This is a genomic window from Synechococcus sp. CC9616, assembly GCF_000515235.1.
Taxonomy (GTDB): domain Bacteria; phylum Cyanobacteriota; class Cyanobacteriia; order PCC-6307; family Cyanobiaceae; genus Parasynechococcus.
Map to the genome: position 1 here is coordinate 138,588 of NZ_KI911558.1, position 16,946 is coordinate 155,533.

Annotated in this window: 16 protein-coding genes; 6 read left to right on the plus strand and 10 right to left on the minus strand. The window is 58.5% G+C overall.

Going from position 1 to position 16,946, the window contains the following annotated elements; genetic code table 11:
- The coding region (locus tag SYN9616_RS18125; protein ID WP_304412473.1) for a calcium-binding protein at positions 1 to 2,579 on the minus strand (2,579 nt) is incomplete at its 3' end.
- Between the two features lie 28 nt (positions 2,580 to 2,607).
- Positions 2,608 to 3,924, minus strand: a complete 1,317-nt coding sequence (rpoD, locus tag SYN9616_RS0100910) for an RNA polymerase sigma factor RpoD (RefSeq protein WP_028951445.1) — start codon at positions 3,922 to 3,924, stop codon at positions 2,608 to 2,610.
- Positions 3,925 to 4,293: 369 nt separating this feature from the next.
- Here rpoD and priA point away from each other — a divergent pair, with 369 nt between their 5' ends.
- Positions 4,294 to 6,507 carry a primosomal protein N' gene (gene priA, locus SYN9616_RS0100920; protein WP_232199855.1) on the plus strand — a complete coding sequence of 738 codons (2,214 nt, stop codon included), beginning with the start codon at positions 4,294 to 4,296 and terminating at the stop codon, positions 6,505 to 6,507.
- On the opposite strand, the gene SYN9616_RS0100925 is transcribed toward priA, so the two are convergent.
- Genes SYN9616_RS0100925 through SYN9616_RS0100935 form a run of 3 tightly spaced genes read right to left on the minus strand, consistent with a single transcriptional unit; the run spans position 6,508 to position 8,983 of the window.
- Positions 6,508 to 7,566 (minus strand): DUF3153 domain-containing protein, encoded by a 1,059-nt coding sequence (locus tag SYN9616_RS0100925; RefSeq protein WP_028951448.1) that lies wholly within the window; start codon positions 7,564 to 7,566, stop codon positions 6,508 to 6,510.
- A gap of 3 nt (positions 7,567 to 7,569) precedes the next feature.
- Complete coding sequence (argB, locus tag SYN9616_RS0100930) at positions 7,570 to 8,448, minus strand: acetylglutamate kinase (RefSeq protein ID WP_028951449.1); 879 nt, start codon at positions 8,446 to 8,448, stop codon at positions 7,570 to 7,572.
- Positions 8,441 to 8,983, minus strand: a complete 543-nt coding sequence (locus SYN9616_RS0100935) for a DUF2854 domain-containing protein (protein WP_028951450.1) — start codon at positions 8,981 to 8,983, stop codon at positions 8,441 to 8,443. The genes argB and SYN9616_RS0100935 overlap by 8 nt, the downstream gene beginning before the upstream one ends.
- A gap of 71 nt (positions 8,984 to 9,054) precedes the next feature.
- Here SYN9616_RS0100935 and SYN9616_RS0100940 point away from each other — a divergent pair, with 71 nt between their 5' ends.
- Complete coding sequence (locus SYN9616_RS0100940) at positions 9,055 to 9,246, plus strand: hypothetical protein (protein WP_028951451.1); 192 nt, start codon at positions 9,055 to 9,057, stop codon at positions 9,244 to 9,246.
- A gap of 2 nt (positions 9,247 to 9,248) precedes the next feature.
- Here SYN9616_RS0100940 and SYN9616_RS0100945 read toward each other — a convergent pair whose 3' ends face one another.
- Positions 9,249 to 9,692 carry a single-stranded DNA-binding protein gene (locus tag SYN9616_RS0100945; protein ID WP_028951452.1) on the minus strand — a complete coding sequence of 148 codons (444 nt, stop codon included), beginning with the start codon at positions 9,690 to 9,692 and terminating at the stop codon, positions 9,249 to 9,251.
- A 29-nt stretch (positions 9,693 to 9,721) separates the two neighbouring features.
- On the opposite strand from SYN9616_RS0100945, the gene SYN9616_RS0100950 reads away from it, so the two are divergent.
- Positions 9,722 to 10,519 (plus strand): precorrin-6A/cobalt-precorrin-6A reductase, encoded by a 798-nt coding sequence (locus SYN9616_RS0100950; protein WP_028951453.1) that lies wholly within the window; start codon positions 9,722 to 9,724, stop codon positions 10,517 to 10,519.
- On the plus strand, positions 10,506 to 10,835 hold the full coding sequence (gene cutA / locus SYN9616_RS0100955) for a divalent-cation tolerance protein CutA (RefSeq protein WP_028951454.1): 330 nt from the start codon (positions 10,506 to 10,508) through the stop codon (positions 10,833 to 10,835). Before SYN9616_RS0100950 ends, cutA begins: the two co-directional genes overlap by 14 nt.
- On the opposite strand, the gene SYN9616_RS0100960 is transcribed toward cutA, so the two are convergent.
- The 4 genes from SYN9616_RS0100960 to SYN9616_RS0100975 form a co-directional block, all read right to left on the minus strand.
- Positions 10,793 to 11,806, minus strand: a complete 1,014-nt coding sequence (locus SYN9616_RS0100960) for an adenosine kinase (protein ID WP_028951455.1) — start codon at positions 11,804 to 11,806, stop codon at positions 10,793 to 10,795. The genes cutA and SYN9616_RS0100960 overlap by 43 nt on opposite strands.
- A 42-nt stretch (positions 11,807 to 11,848) precedes the next feature.
- A complete protein-coding gene (locus tag SYN9616_RS0100965; RefSeq protein ID WP_198015112.1) occupies positions 11,849 to 13,168 on the minus strand; it encodes an adenylosuccinate synthase in 1,320 nt (439 codons plus the stop codon).
- An 83-nt stretch (positions 13,169 to 13,251) separates the two neighbouring features.
- On the minus strand, positions 13,252 to 13,677 hold the full coding sequence (gene psb27 / locus SYN9616_RS0100970) for a photosystem II protein Psb27 (protein ID WP_028951457.1): 426 nt from the start codon (positions 13,675 to 13,677) through the stop codon (positions 13,252 to 13,254).
- Between the two features lie 25 nt (positions 13,678 to 13,702).
- Complete coding sequence (locus SYN9616_RS0100975; protein WP_028951458.1) at positions 13,703 to 15,484, minus strand: proline--tRNA ligase; 1,782 nt, start codon at positions 15,482 to 15,484, stop codon at positions 13,703 to 13,705.
- Positions 15,485 to 15,630: 146 nt separating this feature from the next.
- On the opposite strand from SYN9616_RS0100975, the gene SYN9616_RS0100980 reads away from it, so the two are divergent.
- Both SYN9616_RS0100980 and SYN9616_RS0100985 read left to right on the plus strand, forming a co-directional pair.
- Positions 15,631 to 16,098, plus strand: a complete 468-nt coding sequence (locus SYN9616_RS0100980) for a resolvase (RefSeq protein WP_028951459.1) — start codon at positions 15,631 to 15,633, stop codon at positions 16,096 to 16,098.
- A gap of 291 nt (positions 16,099 to 16,389) precedes the next feature.
- Positions 16,390 to 16,899, plus strand: coding sequence for an inorganic diphosphatase (locus SYN9616_RS0100985; protein WP_028951460.1), 510 nt, complete (start codon positions 16,390 to 16,392; stop codon positions 16,897 to 16,899).
- Positions 16,900 to 16,946 lie beyond the last annotated feature (47 nt).

Genomic DNA, 16,946 nt, shown 5'->3' on the forward strand with positions numbered 1-16,946 from the left:
GTTGGGATATCAGGAGTGAGATCAATGGGTTTGCCATCGGGATCGATGACGGGAGGCTGAGGCTTAACGGAAATGAAGTCTTCTAGGGAGACACCAACAAGAAGGGTGGAATGATTTCCATGGGAGATTTTGAGACTGTTCTGCTGCTCAAAAGGAACTTCAACGAAGCCGAGTTGTTCAACATCTCCGTCATATTGGATGAAATCTTTGTTTGTGTTGAACTGTCGAACGATGTCGTGGCCATTGGAGAGGATGACGATGTCTGCGCCGTTTCCAGCGATGAGTTGATCGTCACCGTTACCGCCATCGAGGGTGTCATTGCCATCACCACCATCAAGAACATCTTTCCCGTCTTGTCCTGAAAGGAGGTCATCCCCATCAAGGGCGACCATGGTGTTGTTTTCATCGCTGCCAACAAAAGGAACACCGTCTGGAGAGCTGGCGTCGGTGTCAGGGCTGTCATCAGAGTTGGTGCCGATGATGACACCAGCCTCAAGTTCAACACCTGGAGTTGGGATATCAGGAGTGAGATCAATGGGTTTGCCATCGGGATCGATGACGGGAGGCTGAGGCTTAACGGAAATGAAGTCTTCTAGGGAGACACCAACAAGAAGGGTGGAATGATTTCCATGGGAGATTTTGAGACTGTTCTGCTGCTCAAAAGGAACTTCAACGAAGCCGAGTTGTTCAACATCTCCGTCATATTGGATGAAATCTTTGTTTGTGTTGAACTGTCGAACGATGTCGTGGCCATTGGAGAGGATGACGATGTCTGCGCCGTTTCCAGCGATGAGTTGATCGTCACCGTTACCGCCATCGAGGGTGTCATTGCCATCACCACCATCAAGAACATCTTTCCCGTCTTGTCCTGAAAGGAGATCATCCCCATCTTCTCCAAAAAGCTTGTCATCTCCTTTGTCGGATAGAATGCGATCATTTCCAGCTTTTCCATACATTTCATTGGAGTCTTCTGTCCCCAGGAAATTGATCTCTAATCCATTTTTGTCTGTCGCATTCGTTGAGTTTTCGGTATCACCTGAATTGGTCCCGTAAATAATTGTGTAATCTGGCTCGGGGATTTTGTTTGTTTCCCCTAGTTCAGTCCACTTACCTTTTTCAATGCTATAAGTGAAATTGCATGCTGCTAGATAGGGGTTGGAGCTGACATTATTTATATTAAACTGATTCGCATCAATTGTCCCTCCAGGCTGAACTGGGGAGGCGTCCCAGTTTGTGTTAAACCCCCCATATTTTCTTCCGCCATGGCCATTTTCTTTTATCCAAAGGCGTCCGCTTTCATGGCCTTGATAAATGTTCCACGACGCATCGAATGCAATCTCAATTAAATGCCCTTTTTTGTTTCCACCGTGCCAGGCTGAGGGGCTTTTGTTGGTTAAAATTAAGTTTGCATTGTAGCTTTGTTCGTTTCCGATATTCACGTCTCCACCTTTCATCTCAATTTTTATGTTTTCGTCTTCTCCGAGTGTGATCGTTTGGTTGCTTTGGATGAATTTGCTGCACTCAGATTTCGCGGGATTGCTAAAAACAGATGGGGGTTCGTGAATAATATTTTCGATATTTTCATTGAATTCTTCGAGGCCTACTCCAACAAGAAGCTGCCGGCTGTTATCGCTCAGAATCAGCTCCAGTCCATCTTCAGCCTGATTGGTTTCCGAGATTTTCTTCTCGCCAAGGTAGAGCTGGTCGCCTGCTTTGATGTCAAAATCTTCTATTACGTTATCGCCTTCTGAAATATCAAAAAGATCGGCTCCTCTACCGCCTGTCAGGGTGTCATTCCCTGTTCCTGCGATAAGGGTGTCGTCTCCTGTGCCGCCACTGAGGCTGTCGTTGCCTTCCTCTCCATCCAAGACATCGTTTCCCTTTCCACCTTCGACTGAGTCGCTGTCTCTACCTGCTAAAACAACATCATCCCCGTTGCCTCCATCAATCACATCGTTGCCTTCTCCTCCGTCAATAAAATCTCTACCTTGATTGCCATTTAGCCTGTCATCCCCCTGCTCACCATGCAAATTGTCGGCACCGTTTCCGCCTGAAACGTTGTCTTCATTTTTTCCGCCATTGAGATAATCTCCGCCACTCCCGCCATTCAAGGTGTCTCGACCAGTTCCCCCTTCAAGGACGTCATCCCCTTGATCGCCGGACAGTTGATCAGCCCCGTCTCCTCCTTCGAGACGGTCTGCTCCTGTTCCTCCATCCACCACGTCATCTCCAGCTCCGGCTTCGAGTTGGTCAGGACCAAATGTTCCTTCTAATGCCTCGTCCCGAAGCAGGGGGCCTCTGTTCCTGGTTCTGACCTGTGATTTACCAACATGCTTATGGCTTTCAGTCTTGGACGGCGACATTGGCATCCTGCAGTTCGGACGATATTCTCTATTCTCGCTATCGCTGGGGCGCTTGACATCCCTCAACTGGGTGAGGCTGAAAAGAATGCTTTTTTCGGACCAACGCCTCGCTGCTGTTGTCTCGAATGCAGGCTGCTTAATGCCTACAAGCTGATTTGGCGCCTCATAAAAATTCACTCCTTTGATCATTAATTGATCAAAGGAGTGCAGCAGCAATTGCTTTAGTGACCAGTAATTCTGGTTTTTACTTGATGTATTCCTTCAGCACGCCGTTGCGGTTGGGGTGGCGAAGCTTGCGCAGTGCTTTGGCTTCGATCTGACGAATGCGCTCACGGGTGACATCGAAAATCTGGCCGATTTCCTCGAGCGTTTTCATGCGGCCGTCATCCAGGCCGTAGCGCAGACGCAGCACGTCCCTCTCGCGAGGACTCAATGTGGCGAGCACACCTTCGAGGTCTTCTCGAAGCAGATTCTTGGCGACATCCTGTTCAGGATTTTCGATGTCGGCCTCGATGAAGTCGCCCAGCCGTGAATCCTCTTCCTTGCCGATCGGCGTTTCAAGAGAAATCGGCAGCTGGGCACTCTTGGCGATGAAGCGCAGTTTTTCGATGGTCATCTCCATCGATTCGGCGATTTCCTCTTCTGTGGGCTTGCGGCCGAATTCCTGGCTGAGAACCTTGGTTGTTTTCTTGATCCTGGAGATCGTCTCGTAGAGGTGAACTGGAAGCCGGATCGTCCGGCTCTGGTCGGCAATCGCACGGGTGATGGCCTGACGAATCCACCAGGTGGCGTAGGTGGAGAACTTGTATCCCTTTTCGTGGTCGAATTTCTCCGCAGCGCGGATCAGTCCAAGGCTGCCTTCCTGAATCAGATCCTGGAAGCTGAGCCCCCGGTTCATGTACTTCTTGGCAATCGACACCACCAGCCGAAGGTTGGACTGCACCATCTTTTCCTTGGCCCGGCGGCCGAGCATCAGCCGACGTCTGAAGCGGATCAGAGGCATTTCCACCAAGGCTGCCCATTCCTTGGTGTCGGGATACTTGCCGTTATCGCTTTCGAACTGGGCGGCCAGTTCTTCCAGGTGAAGCAGGTCCGCGATTTTGCGGGCCAGTTCAATTTCTTCGTCTGGTCGCAGCAGTCGGATGCGGCCGATTTCCTGCAGATAAACCCGAATCGAATCTTCTGTGTAGACCCCCTTCGGTCCGATCTTGATGCTGGCCAGTGCTTTGGCCTTCGCCTCTTTCTCGGCGATCGCGGCCTTGGCCTTCTCTTCAGCACTCAAGGCTGGCGTGGCCACTTTCACCGCAGCTGCCTTGCTCTTCGCGGCTGGCTTGGCTTTTGGTGATGATTTCGCCTTGGCCGTTTTGGCGCCCTTCGTGGCAGCGACCTTCGCTGTGCTTTTGGTCGCTGTGCTCTTGGTCGCAGTGGTCTTGGTTGCAGTGGTCTTGCGACGGGCCGGAGTCTTCTTGGTCTCCGCCTCGATCTCTTTGGTGGTGTTGGAGCCTGCGCTGGAGAGCAGGAGGATGTCTGGCTGGGCTGCTTTCGTGGCGGCTGGGCTCATGATTCAACGCGAGGCAACTGGACAGAGACGGGGCGACAACCCACGAGGAGGCAGATATGGGTCACAGAAAATGCCGGAAACGGCATCAAGGAACCATTTGTCCCTTCCAACTATGAAGCTGGAGGGGTAAAGCTGCTAATCCTGATGAATTGGGGTCGCCGAGACGGACTTGAATCTGGTGATGGTTGTCCCGAAGGACTGGACTCTGTGCTGTCCGGGGTGGTCTCAGACCGGTCGAAGGACTCAGGAGAACCTGGCTTCGAGCTGCGTGTCTTCCGCTGGAACGGGCTCAGAAGTTGGCATTTCTTTGCCAACCACTACATTTTAATGATCTTTTTTGATCACTGCAAGTCCTGATTGAAGACTGCTGTGCGGGTAGAAGTTTGGCTGGAAGCTGGCCGTGAGGGCCAAACGTTCACCTACGTGGCTGACGAGGATCTTGCGCCCGTGCCTGGGGATCTCGTGCGCGTCCGTCTGCGAGGCAGGCCGATGCATGGCCTGGTGGTCGAGCAGCGTTCTGAGCCTGAGCAGCCCTCAGCTCCGAGTGCATCTCTGCAGCCGATCGAGGCCGTTGTTCAGCGTGCCACCGTCGATCCCGACTGGCATGCCTGGATCGAAGCGGCAGCGCAGCGCTGTTATCTCAGTTCCTTCCGGATGCTGAAAGCAGCCCTGCCAGCCGGTTGGCTGGGCCAGGCGAAGACAGCATCCATCTCCTCCGGGCGACTCCAGTGCTGGGTTCAGCTCCGCTCCCAGGATGGCGAAACCACCTCGCTCACATCAAAGCAACAGGAGCTGATCAAGCTGCTCAAAACCCATCAAGGTGGCCTCTGGCAGGGAGATCTGGCGGCCTCTGGCTTCAGTGGGGACACGATTCGACGGCTGGAGGTGAATGGCTGGCTGAGTCGCGAGAAACGCCGTCGGCAGGTGGTTGACAACACCCTGGCCATGGAAAGAGAAGGCCCCCAACAGCTCACCGATGAACAACGGCAGGCCGTTGAGGCCTATGGCAGCCTCAAACCCGGTGAAGGTCTCCTGCTCTGGGGCATCACCGGCTCCGGCAAAACGGAGGTGTATTTGCAGCTGGCTGCGGCTGAATTGCAGGCCGGCCGGCATGTGCTGCTGCTCACGCCGGAAATTGGTCTGATTCCCCAGCTGGTGGATCGTTGCCGGCGTCGCTTCGGCCAGCAGGTGCTCGAGTACCACAGCGGTTGTCGAGATCGGGAACGTCTGCAGGTTTGGCGCCGATGTCTCGCAGCAGATCAGCCCTTGCTGGTGGTGGGCACCCGCTCGGCGGTGTTCGCCCCTTTGAAGTCGATCGGATTGATCGTCCTCGATGAGGAGCACGACAGGTCGTACAAGCAGGAGTCTCCAATGCCCTGCTATCACGCCCGAGATCTTGCCATTGATCGCGTTCGCCGCTGCGGAGGCCGGTTGCTGCTTGGCAGTGCCACTCCCTCTCTGGAGACCTGGAGTCAGCTCAACCCTGATGGACCGATCCGGCTGGCCCGGCTGCGACGACGCATCTCCGAGCAGTTGCTCCCTCCAGTGCACGTGGTGGATATGCGTCAGGAACTGTCAGACGGCCATCGCCGTGTGATCAGCCGACCGCTGATGGATCGGCTGGCCGCTTTGCCCGAGCAGGGTGAACAGGCTGTGATCCTGGTGCCCAGACGGGGATACAGCCCTTTTCTGGGCTGCCGAAGCTGCGGCGAGGTCGTTCAGTGCCCGCACTGTGACGTGGCCTTGACCGTGCACCGTGGAACAGCTGGACGACAGTGGCTGCGCTGCCATTGGTGTGACCATCGCGCCGAGGTCGGGACGCGGTGCAGCCACTGCGGATCCACCGCCTTCAAGCCATTCGGGGCTGGAACGCAGCGGGTGTTGGAGCTCCTGGCCGAGGAGCTTGCTGATCTGCGCCTGCTGAGATTCGACCGTGATTCCACAGGGGGGCGTGACGGGCACAGGCGCCTGCTGGAGCGTTTTGCGGCTGGAGAGGCCGACGTTTTGATCGGTACGCAGATGCTGGCCAAGGGCATGGATTTGCCAAGGGTCACCCTGGCGGCGGTGCTGGCGGCTGACGGCCTGCTGCATCGACCGGATCTCCGCGCTGAAGAGCAAGCTCTCCAGTTGCTGATGCAGCTGGCTGGTCGTGCCGGGCGAGGCGAGCGGCCTGGCCAGGTGTTGGTGCAGACCTATTCGCCGGATCATCCGGTGATCCGTCATCTGGTTGATGGCCGCTACGAGGATTTTCTGGCTGCGGAGACTCAGGTGCGCCGCCAAGCCGGCTTGGTGCCATTCAGCAGGGCCTGCCTGTTGCGACTTTCCGGTGAATCCGCCACGGCCACGGCCACGGCGGCTTCGGTTCTGGCGGAAAGGATCCGCCCCCTCTGTCAGCAGCAAAAGTGGTGGCTGGTTGGCCCGGCACCAGCACCGGTGGCTCGGGTGGCTGGCCGAAGCCGTTGGCAGCTTCTGCTGCATGGCCCCGCCGAATCGGCTCTGCCGTTGCCCGCTGGCCAGCAGCTTTGGGACTCCCTGCCGCGGGGCGTGGCACTGTCCGTGGATCCGGATCCTCTGGAGCTCTGATCAGGAGGGGAGTTCAGGAAAACCGAAGCCCAACTGTCGGCGTTTGATCTGCAGAGCAGCACTCAAAAGCAAAAGGGCGAGCACAGCAAGGCTTCCGAGCCCCAGCCGACTCCAGCGCCAGTGCCGCAGCTCGAGCCTGGTGCCCTCGCTGCCCTCGTTCAGGGCTCTGGATTCACCATGGTCAAGGGAGAGGCTGAGGCTCAGCCCTGGAATCTTGAGGGCGGAGTCGGGCTCGAGGCTCACGCTCAGGTTCTGACGGATGCCGATCAGAAAGTTCTGTTCTTTCAGATCAATCCCTGGGACGGGAAGGGGCAGTCCGGTTGTTTCCGACACGATCCTCACAAGATCATCCATGGCGTGCTGCAACTCCTCTGCGGAGAGAATCTCGCTGCTGATCAGCTCGCTTCCGGGACGGGGATGCCGGATGCTCCAAGCCGGCAGATCCCGTTTCAACCGCGACTCGAAGCGTTGCTGCCACGGCAGCAGTTGCCCTGAGTCGTTCTGAATCTGCCAGGTGAGTTGCAGGCGATCGGCCCCATGGGTGCTCAGATCCGCCTCAACCCTCATGCAGCCACTGAGAAGAAGCGTCAGTCCCAGCAGCACCGCGGCCACCAGTGCTGCGAAACCAATGGTTGGTGATTTGGTCGGACCCGTCGGCGGTGGTGGTGGTGGCTTGGGCCGCCGCGATCGCCGGCGCGAAGCGACGACTGGAGACGCGCTGCCTGTTGCGCTCATCTCCAGATCGGGGAGGCGCATCGACCAACGCTCCGGTCTGGCGAGGCTTGGTGATTCGAGGATGGTCAACAGCTGCTTGGCTTGCTGACGCAGGTCTGGATCCTGGCTGCGACTCAACACGCGGCAGGTGTTGATGGCTTTCTCGTCATCGCCGCGCCCCATCCAGGCTGTGATCATCAGAAAACGCACGCGCGCTCCCTCCGGATCCGGCAGGGGACGGCTTTCAGCGAGGGGCGTCAGGAACGCCAGACACTGGCCGTAGTCACCCCGTTCCAGGGCCGCTTCAGCGGTACGCAGATCCAGCGGCGCCGCTTGTTCATCCACGGCTCAGCTGTGTCCCACCACCATCGTGCCAATGCCGGCATCGGTGAACACCTCCAGCAGCAGAGCGTGGGGAACGCGGCCATCAATGATGTGAGCGGCCGCCACTCCCTGGGCCAGAGCGCGGATGCAGCATTCCGTTTTGGGGGTCATGCCGCCGGCAACGATGCCGTCGTGAATCAGTTGGCGTGCCTCCGGCAGCTTGAGCTTGCGGATCAGCGAGGCGGGGTCGTCCTTGTCCTCAAGGATCCCTGGGGTATCGGTGAGCAGGATGAGTTTTTCCGCCTCCATCGCCGCCGCCAGTTCGCCGGCCACCGTGTCGGCATTGATGTTGTGGGATTGCCCGTCAGGGGTTGCGGCAACGCTCGAGATCACCGGCAGATAACCCTTTTCCAGCAAAGGTTCGAGCAGGTCGGGGTTGACACGCGCCACATCACCAACAAAGCCGTGGCTGCCTTCTCCCCAAGGACGTGCCTCCACGAGGCGTCCGTCGCTGCCACTCAGTCCGACAGCGCGGGCTCCGAGTTGATTCAGACCATTCACGATCTGCTTGTTGACGCGCCCCACCAGCACCATTTCCACCACATCCATGGTGTCGGCGTCGGTGACGCGGAGGCCGTCGCGAAACTCCGCAGGAATTTCAAGCCGTTTCAGCCATGAGTTGATTTCAGGCCCCCCGCCATGCACCACGACTGGCTGCACTCCCACGCATGCCAGCAGCGCAAGGTCGCGGAAGACCGCCTCCCGTAGCTCGGCATGGGCCATCGCGGCTCCGCCGTATTTGATCACGATGCGCCGGCCGGCGAAGCGCTGGATGTAAGGCAACGCCTCACTCAGGACGGACACCCTCAGGGCATCGTCACCGGACTGGCTCGGATCAGCCATTGACAGCTGGAATCAGGAGCAGGTCGAGGTGCTCCTCGTCCAGGGGCACCAGTTTTGCTTGCAAACCTTTCGCGAAGAAACGCCCCAGTCGATCCTGTTTGTCGTGCCAGCGTTCGTGGGCTACCGCATTCAGTTCGAAGCGGAGCCTTAGTCCATAGCCACCGGTTTCAGTCAGTTCCTCGACCTCAAGCAGTTGGGGAGGATTGTCCTCATCCCAGAGCTTGAGGGCCTCCAGCGAGGATTCCAGATGGGCTTTCTGGCCGTAACGCCAACGGGTGACATCACTGAGCAGCTTGCCCAGCTCGGGGGGAGCCTGTTCGCGTTCTTGCTTGAGGGCCTCCTTCGGGGTGATCCGTCGAGCAGGGGGCAACTCGGATGATTTCAGGGCCAACCCTCCCAGAAGGATCGGGATGCCATAAAAAATCGTTGGAAGGCTCAGATTGGCACTGCCTGTGGTGTAGGCAACGGCACCAACCACGGTGAGCGCACCTCCAGCGACCGTTACCAGGCTGCCTGGAGAAAAGAGGTCGTTCATGAACGCCTTGGATTGGACGTCATTGTGACCCGCCAGCCATCAGGATGTGGTGGTGATCACTCTCCCCAGCCTTGCCCGAGTCGTCATCGGATGAATTGCAGCCTCTGCTCCAACAGCTGGATGAGGACCGTGCCTGGCTGCTGGAACAGATCGATCGTGGTCGCTGGCCTGACCTGCGGCTTGATTTGGCGGCTCTGGAGAGAGAACTCGGCCAGATGCTGAGTCGCGCCTCGGAACTGCAGGACGAGTCCGGCCAGGGGTGAGGTCAGAACGGGATCTCATCTGTGTCCGGCACAAGCGGTGCCGCATTCCAGCTGGCTGCTTCAGGCGCAGCCTGAGCTGCCGGAGGCGTTTTGGCTGGACGTTGCTCGGTTGCGGGCGTGCCCGTCGCTGCTCCGCTGCTGCCAGCACCGATGGGATGCAGCCTGGAGAGGGTGAATTCAGCCCTCTTCTCCTTCGTGCCGTCCTGACGGGGAACGGTGTTCATGCGCAGGCGTCCCTCGAGCATCAGTTTCTGCCCGACCTGAACCCGGTTCTGAAGATCCTGGGCGAGATTCCCCCAGCCAACGACCTTCAGTTCACCGGGCGCGTCGTCCTGTCGAAGACCGTCGAATTTCACGGTCATCTCGGCGATCGGCGTCTGATTGTCCTGGGTGTAGCGAATGGTGGGGGCCTCGCTGACCTCCACTTCCAACACGCAGTGATTCATGTCCCGTCGCATCAGGTGCGGCCATCCTGATGCAAGCAGGCGGTGATGACCAGCATCGGATCTGGATCCTCAGTGGCACCGGGGAAGGCCCTCCCCTCTCCCGCTGCCTTGCGGCCAGTGGGTGGCGGGTCCAGGTCAGCGTTGTCACCGAAGCTGCGGCCCTTGCTTACCAAGGGATTCCACTGGATCAGATCCGGGTCGGAGCCCTTGATGGTCAGGCGGCGATGGCGTCGCTGCTTCAAGAGCAGGGACCGTTCCGCTGGGTTGTGGATGCGACCCACCCATTTGCAACCAGGGTCACCCAGGATCTGCTGGAAGTCTGTGATCGCCTCGGTCAACCCCTGCTGCGGCTGGAGCGGCCGCAGCCAAGCATCGGTCATGCCGAGTTTCTCAACCATCCCGATGATCTGAGAGATCGTCCTTTGTTCGGTCGCCGACTCCTGATTGCTCTTGGTGCCCGCCATCTCGCCTCGGCAGTGGCCGCAGGACAGGCCGCCGGGGCCGATGTCTTCGCTCGGGTGCTGCCATCTGCCGACAGTCTTCGGCGGGCTCTTGCGGTTGGTCTCCCCCCGAATCGTCTGGCTGTCGTCAGACCACGTCAGGGGCACCCCCCCGGCGGGCTGGAACAGGCGCTCTGTCGCCGCTGGTCCATCAGCGATGTTCTCTGCCGGCAGTCAGGTGGCGACACCGAATCGCTCTGGAGAGTGATCACCAGCGAGCAAGACCTAAGGCTTTGGTTGCTGCGTCGACCGCAGGAGCCACCCCGCATTGAGACTGTGGTGGGTGTACAAGCGCTGTTGCGACGCCTGCAACATGACCACGACTGACACGGTGATCCTGGCGCTGACCACAGAAGCGGATGAGGACAAGGCACGCTCACTTGCTGATCTGCTGCTGGAGCGAGGGGTTGCAGCCTGTGTGAGCCTCACACCCGTCCGGTCTTGCTACCGCTGGCAGGGCGAACTGCATCAGGCCAGCGAGGTGCAGCTCCTGATCAAATCCACCGCTGCGCAACGCGATGTGTTGCATCAGCTCGTGATGGATCGTCACAGCTACGACACCCCGGAGTGGCTGTCCTGGCCGGCCCAGTCCTCGGTCGCTTATGGCAGCTGGGTTGCCGCCAGTTGCATTAACGACACCTGAGGTCGTGCACCGAGCTGGGTGACGACCTGTCCGGCGCAGAGAGCGCCGAGTTGTCCGCAACGTTCCAGGGAATCGCCCTGGGTGTAGCCATGCAGAAAACCTCCCGCATACAGATCTCCAGCCCCTGTGGTGTCCAGTAGATCTCCCAGTGACACGATTCCGATGTCGAAGCGTTGCTCACCGCTGAGCACAACGGATCCCTCGGCTCCTCGGGTCAGCGCTGCCACCTTGCAGCAACCGCTCACCTGCTTCAAGGCCGTCTCGAAATCGTCTGTTTCATAGAGGGACATGATTTCGACCTCGTTGGCGAACAGCACGTCCACGTGGCCGTTCACCAGGTTGAGAAAGCTTTCGCGGTGCCGCTCCACGCAGAATCCATCGGAGAGAGAGAGCGCTACCTGGCCGCCTGATTCGCGGCATACCTCTGCAGCGGCGATGAAGGCACGTTTGGCGGGGGGACTGTCCCAGAGATAGCCCTCGAGATAGAGAACCTTCGCCTGACGCACCATCGAGAGATCGAGATCCTCAGGCTCGAGTTGCGTGGATGCACCAAGAAACGTGCACATGGTGCGTTCCGCATCCGGTGTGACGTAAATCAGACAGCGGGCCGTGGTGGCTCCACTGGTGGCTGCCGGTGTGTCGAAACGGGCTCCGACGGCACGGATGTCGTGGCTGAAGATCTCCCCAAGCTGGTCATTGCGAACGCGTCCGATGAAACCGGCGCGTCCCCCGAGCTGGGCAATCCCCACCATCGTGTTGGCAACGGATCCTCCAGAGGTTTCCAGACCCGGCCCGCTTGCCTTGTAAAGGCTCTCAGCCTGTTGTTCATTGATGAGAGCCATTCCACCCTTCTGCAGTTCGTGCGTCTGCAAAAACGCGTCGTCTGTCTGCACCAGAACGTCAACGATGGCGTTGCCGATCCCCACCACATCGAGGCTGGTTGAGCTCGGGAAACGCGACTCGATGATCATCGGCTCTGAATGATGATCCCGCAGTATCGCTTCCGGTCTGAATCAGGCGCTCAGCAAAGCCCTTTTCGGTCCGTGGATGGGATCCTCCACAACAATCGTCTGGTCGCGGCTGGCTCCCAGAGACACGATTGCGATCGGAACTTCCATGAGATCCGCCAGGAAGCGCAGGTAAGCCATGGCGGCCTCGGGAAGATCCTCGAGCTGACGGCACTCCTCGGTGGAGCACTGCCAACCTGGAAGAACTTCAAAGATGGGCTTGCAGCGGGCGAAATCATCGGAACTGCATGGGAAGTGATCGATGCGTTCTCCGTCGAGTTCATAGGCGACGCACACATGGATCTCCTCCATTTCGTCGAGCACATCCAGCTTGGTGACGGCCAGGCAGTCGAGGCCATTCACCTGGACGGAATAACGTCCGATGACGCTGTCGAACCAGCCACACCGCCGGCGCCGACCGGTGGTGGTCCCGAACTCTCCTCCCCGCTCCGTGAGCTGATCATTGAGTTGGCCACTGAGCTCGGTTGGGAAAGGCCCCTCGCCGACCCGTGTGGTGTAAGCCTTGGCGACCCCGATCACCCGATCGATCAGGGTTGGACCCACCCCGGCACCGATACAAGCTCCTCCGGAGACCGGATTGGACGATGTGACGTAGGGATAGGTGCCATGGTCGAGATCCAGCAAGGTTCCCTGCGCCCCTTCAAAGAGGATGTTCTTGCGCGCCCTGGCTGCTTCATGAATGGCCCTGGTGCAGTCGACCACGTGGGGAGCGAGACGTTGGCCATAGTCGAGGTACTCGCTGATCACGGCATCGGGATCCAGCGGTTCGACGTTGTAAATGGTCTGCAGCAGCTGGTTCTTCTCAGCCAGCGGGCCCTCCAGTCGATCTCGCAGCCGCTGTTCATCCAGAAGGTCGATGACGCGGATGCCACTGCGCTGGGACTTGTCCGCATAGGTGGGACCGATGCCCCGACCGGTGGTGCCGATGCGTCGTGAACCGCGCTGCTTCTCCATCGCCTGATCCAGCAGGCGGTGGTAAGGCATGGTCACGTGGGCTGTGGATGCCAGCTGCAGTCCGGCGATGTCGATGTCGTTCTCGATCAGCATGTCGAGCTCACCGAGCATCACCTTCGGATCCACCACGGTTCCTGATCCGATCAGACAGATGGTGTCCGGATAAAGGATGCCGGAGGGGATCAAGTGCAGCTTGAGCACTCGCTGATCCACCACGATCGTGTGGCCGGCGTTCACACCGCCCTGGTAGCGGACGACGACATCTGCAGAGCGACTCAGCAGATCGGTGATTTTGCCTTTCCCTTCGTCACCCCACTGAGCTCCGATGACGACAACATTGGCCAAGGACACTGCGGCCCGAAGCCGCGAATCTGCACAATCCGGGAGTCTCTCAGACCTTGTGTCTCTTCGTCAAAAAATCAGTGGGGGCTTGATCAACTGCCCCGCACAGCCGTGCGCTCAGCCTTGATCAGCTCCTTTTCAATCCGATCGTGGAGGGATTCCGGAATGGGGCGGTTGGCGTAACCGGCGTAGTGACCGGCCAGTGAATTCAACGCCGTCTGCATGGTGGTGAAGGACGTCAACCCATTGACGCGGGGCTGCGGCCGATACCGGGACATGTAGTCGTTAATCAGGGCACGGGCTTCCTCTTCCGCCTGGGCGTGGCCTTCAGCATCCTGCGGTTGGTCAATAACCTCCCGCAGGCTCTGGGCAACTGCAACGGTGTCTTCGACGTAATCACCACTGAGCCGGGCCTCAGCATCTCCGCTGCAGGACGTGAGCAACAAGCAAAGTCCAAGCCCGCAAGCGATGGCCGCCCTGGACAGTGATTTGAGCAGTTGGGCCAGGGCAGTGAACATGGATGCCTCGGATTTGGGCTGGACTTTAGGGGCGCAGCTCCCTCAGCAGAGTTTTCATCGCGTCTGAATGAGGGATCTTGCGAACGTCTCGGTCGGCTCGACGCACGAGTTCCACCAGGCCCTCAGAGGCATCACGGCCAACCACAATCCGCCAGGGAATCCCGATCAGATCAGCGTCCTTGAATTTCACGCCGGCCCTTTCGCTGCGGTCATCCAACAGGGCATCGACGCCCTGGTCGATCAAGCCCTGGTACAGGGATTCAGCAAGAGATGCCTGGGTTTGATCCTGGATATTTGCCACCACCACCACGGCCTCAAACGGGGCAATGCTGGCTGGCCAGCAGATTCCGGCGTCATCGTGGTGCTGTTCCACAGCCGCCTGCGCAAGGCGAGAGATACCGATGCCGTAGCAGCCCATCCAGAAGGCTTCGCTCTTTCCGGCTTCGTTGGTGAACTGGCAGGAGAGAGCCTCGGAGTATTTGCGGCCGAGTTGGAAAATGTGGCCAACCTCAATGCCGCGTTTCTCCGTCAGTCGGACGTCCGGGTTGTGCACACAGCGGTCGCCGGCGGTGGCATTGCGCAGATCGATACCGTCCTGAACACCAGAAAGGACGTCCCAGCTTTCATTTACCCGATGCTGATCGGGATGGTTGGCTCCACAGACGAAACGGGACAGCTCCCTGGCGGTGCAGTCGGTCAGGCGCAGGAAGCGGGGAATCCAGCTTCGGGCACCCTCGAGACAAGCATCGTCGAGGTCAGGACCGATAAAGCCGAATGGCAGGCCCGCTAACCCCTGACGGCTGAGGTCGTCAGCGCTCAGAGGGGAGCATTCGAGAACGGGTTGACGGCATCGCTCAGTCAGAGCATTCACGAGTTTCACCTCATTGAGTTCCTGATCGCCTCTCAGGCTCACCAACACCGGCTGCTCGCCGCCATCCTCGAGGCGGGCCAGGAGCAAAAGAACCTTGACGATCTGGCTGGGGTCCCAGTGATGGGCCTCACACAGCTCCTTGATGCTCGATAACCCAGGGGTTTCGATCAGTCCGCTGACTCCCTTGTCAAGAACAACCGCCTCGGAGGGCTTCGAAATGGCTTTTTCCTGATTGGCCGCATAGAGGCCGTCTTCGCTGATCAGGATCAGATCCTCACCGGCCTCAGCGGTGACCATGAATTCCTGGGACGCGGCACCGCCGATGGCGCCGCTGTCGGCATCAACAGGAACAGCCTCAAGACCGCAACGTTCGAAAATCGTTCGATAGGCCTGATCCATCACCGCGTAGGTGGAGCGCAGGTCCTCATCGTTCGCATGGAAGGAGTACGCGTCCTTCATGATGAATTCCCGCCCCCGCATCAGTCCGAAGCGAGGCCTGATCTCGTCCCGGAATTTGGTTTGGATCTGGTAGAGGTTCACCGGCAATTGGCGGTATGAGCGCAGCAACTCCCCGGCCAGGCTGGTGACCACCTCCTCATGGGTTGGACCGAGGCCGAGTTCACGCCCCTGGCGGTCTTCGAGGTGAAACATGATCCCTTCACCGGCGGTGTAGCCCTGCCACCGGCCACTGCGTTGCCACAGTTCCGATGGATGAAGTTGGGGCAACAGTGTTTCCAGAGCGCCGACTCTGTTCATTTCCTCGCGAACGATGGCCGTGATTCGTTGAAGCACTCTCCACATCAGCGGCAGATAGGCGTAGATGCCCGCGCCGACACGACGGATGTATCCACCTCTGAGAAGAAGTTGATGCGAAGGGATTTCCGCATCAGCAGGAACATCCCGAAGCGTCACCAGCATCAGGCGGGAGACGCGCATGGTGCTCAAAAGAGAAGAGTCGGAAAGTTATCACCGACAAAATGCGGTGCCGATCATTGAAGTGTCTGATCAGCCAGGAAACCTCTGTGCGCCCTGAGTCTCACCTGCTAGCGTCCGATGAGTCCAGGTAGTCCTAAGCAAGTCTCATGTTCCCTCGGTCGATAGAATCTGGTGTTGGTCAAGTTCACCAATCGGCCGATATTTCAGTTGACCCGGCTGTGACATCGTCACAGTCCGAGGCTCTTGTGGGTATCGACGATGTTCAGAAATCACTGAACCGCTCAAGAGCATCTGTGTATCGCTACACAAACACAGATCCTCGCAATCTCAATCCTCCTTTCAATCCTCGCAAGCTCAATCCTGAATATCGGAGTGACCAAAAGGACGCTCTTCTGTTCCATCCCAACGAAGTTGCCCGCTTCGCCAAGGATGTTCTGAGAATCAAGGAAGTCACCGTTGAAGTGCTCAATTCTCCATCCACCGCGACTCAGCAGATGTTGGGCGCGATCCTTGAGGAACTGAAGCAGATCCGTTCTCATATGGAAGCCACGGACGTCGCTCCTTCAGACCTCGGTGCCGCGCGTCGGGATCGTCAGGAGCGCCCTGCCGCCTGACCTTGATGCAGGCTGAACAGGAAGGTGTCAGAATCAAGAGGTCATCTTTTTAGAGACGCGGGACTGAATCGATCAGTCTCCACTTCATGCCAACAGATCCGGCTCCCTTCTCTTCAGGCGACGATTCACAGAGTCCCTCGGACGCTGATGAACCCTTCAGTTTGAGCGCTCCCTCTACGGCACTGTCAGGGCTGGCCATCGCGCTACTCAGTTTTTCAGTGCCTGTTATTGCCGTGGTTGCTGAGCGTGCATTACCTACAGCAGGCCTGACACCGACGGCATTGGATAGCAATGGATCTACGCCCTCTGCCGCCGTCACCCTCACCAGGGCTGGTCAATCTGCTGGTCGAGATTCCAGCTGGAAGTCGAAATAAATACGAGTTTTCTCCTGAAGCTGGGTTGATGGTCCTCGACCGCGTTTTCCACGCGGCCATCCGCTATCCATTCGACTATGGGTTTGTGCCCAATACCAAAGCCGAGGATGGCTCGCCTTTGGACGCCATGGCGATCATGTCCGAGCCAACGTTTGCCGGTTGCCTGATCAGAGCCCGGCCAATCGGGTTGCTTGAGCTTGAGGAGGATGGCTGCCCCGATCCCAAGCTTCTCTGCGTTCCCGACGCTGACCCGCGTCAGTCGGCCATCAGAAGCATTCGTCAGATCGCGTCCAGCCAGCTTGAGGAAGTTTCCGAGTTCTTCCGGACTTATCGAAGTTTTGAGGGCCGCGTCATCTCCATTGGTGGCTGGAGGGACGTTGATGCCGTTCCTTCACTGCTCAATGCATGCATCCGTGCAGGACGGTGATCGTTCGCGGAGCCGCGATGAACCGGCCAGATGCTTGTAGGTTGGTG

Coding starts and splice junctions, on each gene's coding strand:
- SYN9616_RS0100985 (WP_028951460.1), top strand. CDS start 16,390: ATGGATCTACGCCCTCTGCCGCCGTCACCCTCACCAGGGCTGGTCAAT.
- argB (WP_028951449.1), bottom strand. CDS start 8,448: ATGGCTGATCCGAGCCAGTCCGGTGACGATGCCCTGAGGGTGTCCGTC.
- SYN9616_RS0100935 (WP_028951450.1), bottom strand. CDS start 8,983: ATGAACGACCTCTTTTCTCCAGGCAGCCTGGTAACGGTCGCTGGAGGT.
- SYN9616_RS0100975 (WP_028951458.1), bottom strand. CDS start 15,484: ATGCGCGTCTCCCGCCTGATGCTGGTGACGCTTCGGGATGTTCCTGCT.
- SYN9616_RS0100950 (WP_028951453.1), top strand. CDS start 9,722: ATGCAAGCAGGCGGTGATGACCAGCATCGGATCTGGATCCTCAGTGGC.
- SYN9616_RS0100945 (WP_028951452.1), bottom strand. CDS start 9,692: ATGAATCACTGCGTGTTGGAAGTGGAGGTCAGCGAGGCCCCCACCATT.
- cutA (WP_028951454.1), top strand. CDS start 10,506: ATGACCACGACTGACACGGTGATCCTGGCGCTGACCACAGAAGCGGAT.
- psb27 (WP_028951457.1), bottom strand. CDS start 13,677: ATGTTCACTGCCCTGGCCCAACTGCTCAAATCACTGTCCAGGGCGGCC.
- rpoD (WP_028951445.1), bottom strand. CDS start 3,924: ATGAGCCCAGCCGCCACGAAAGCAGCCCAGCCAGACATCCTCCTGCTC.
- SYN9616_RS0100980 (WP_028951459.1), top strand. CDS start 15,631: ATGTTCCCTCGGTCGATAGAATCTGGTGTTGGTCAAGTTCACCAATCG.
- SYN9616_RS0100960 (WP_028951455.1), bottom strand. CDS start 11,806: ATGATCATCGAGTCGCGTTTCCCGAGCTCAACCAGCCTCGATGTGGTG.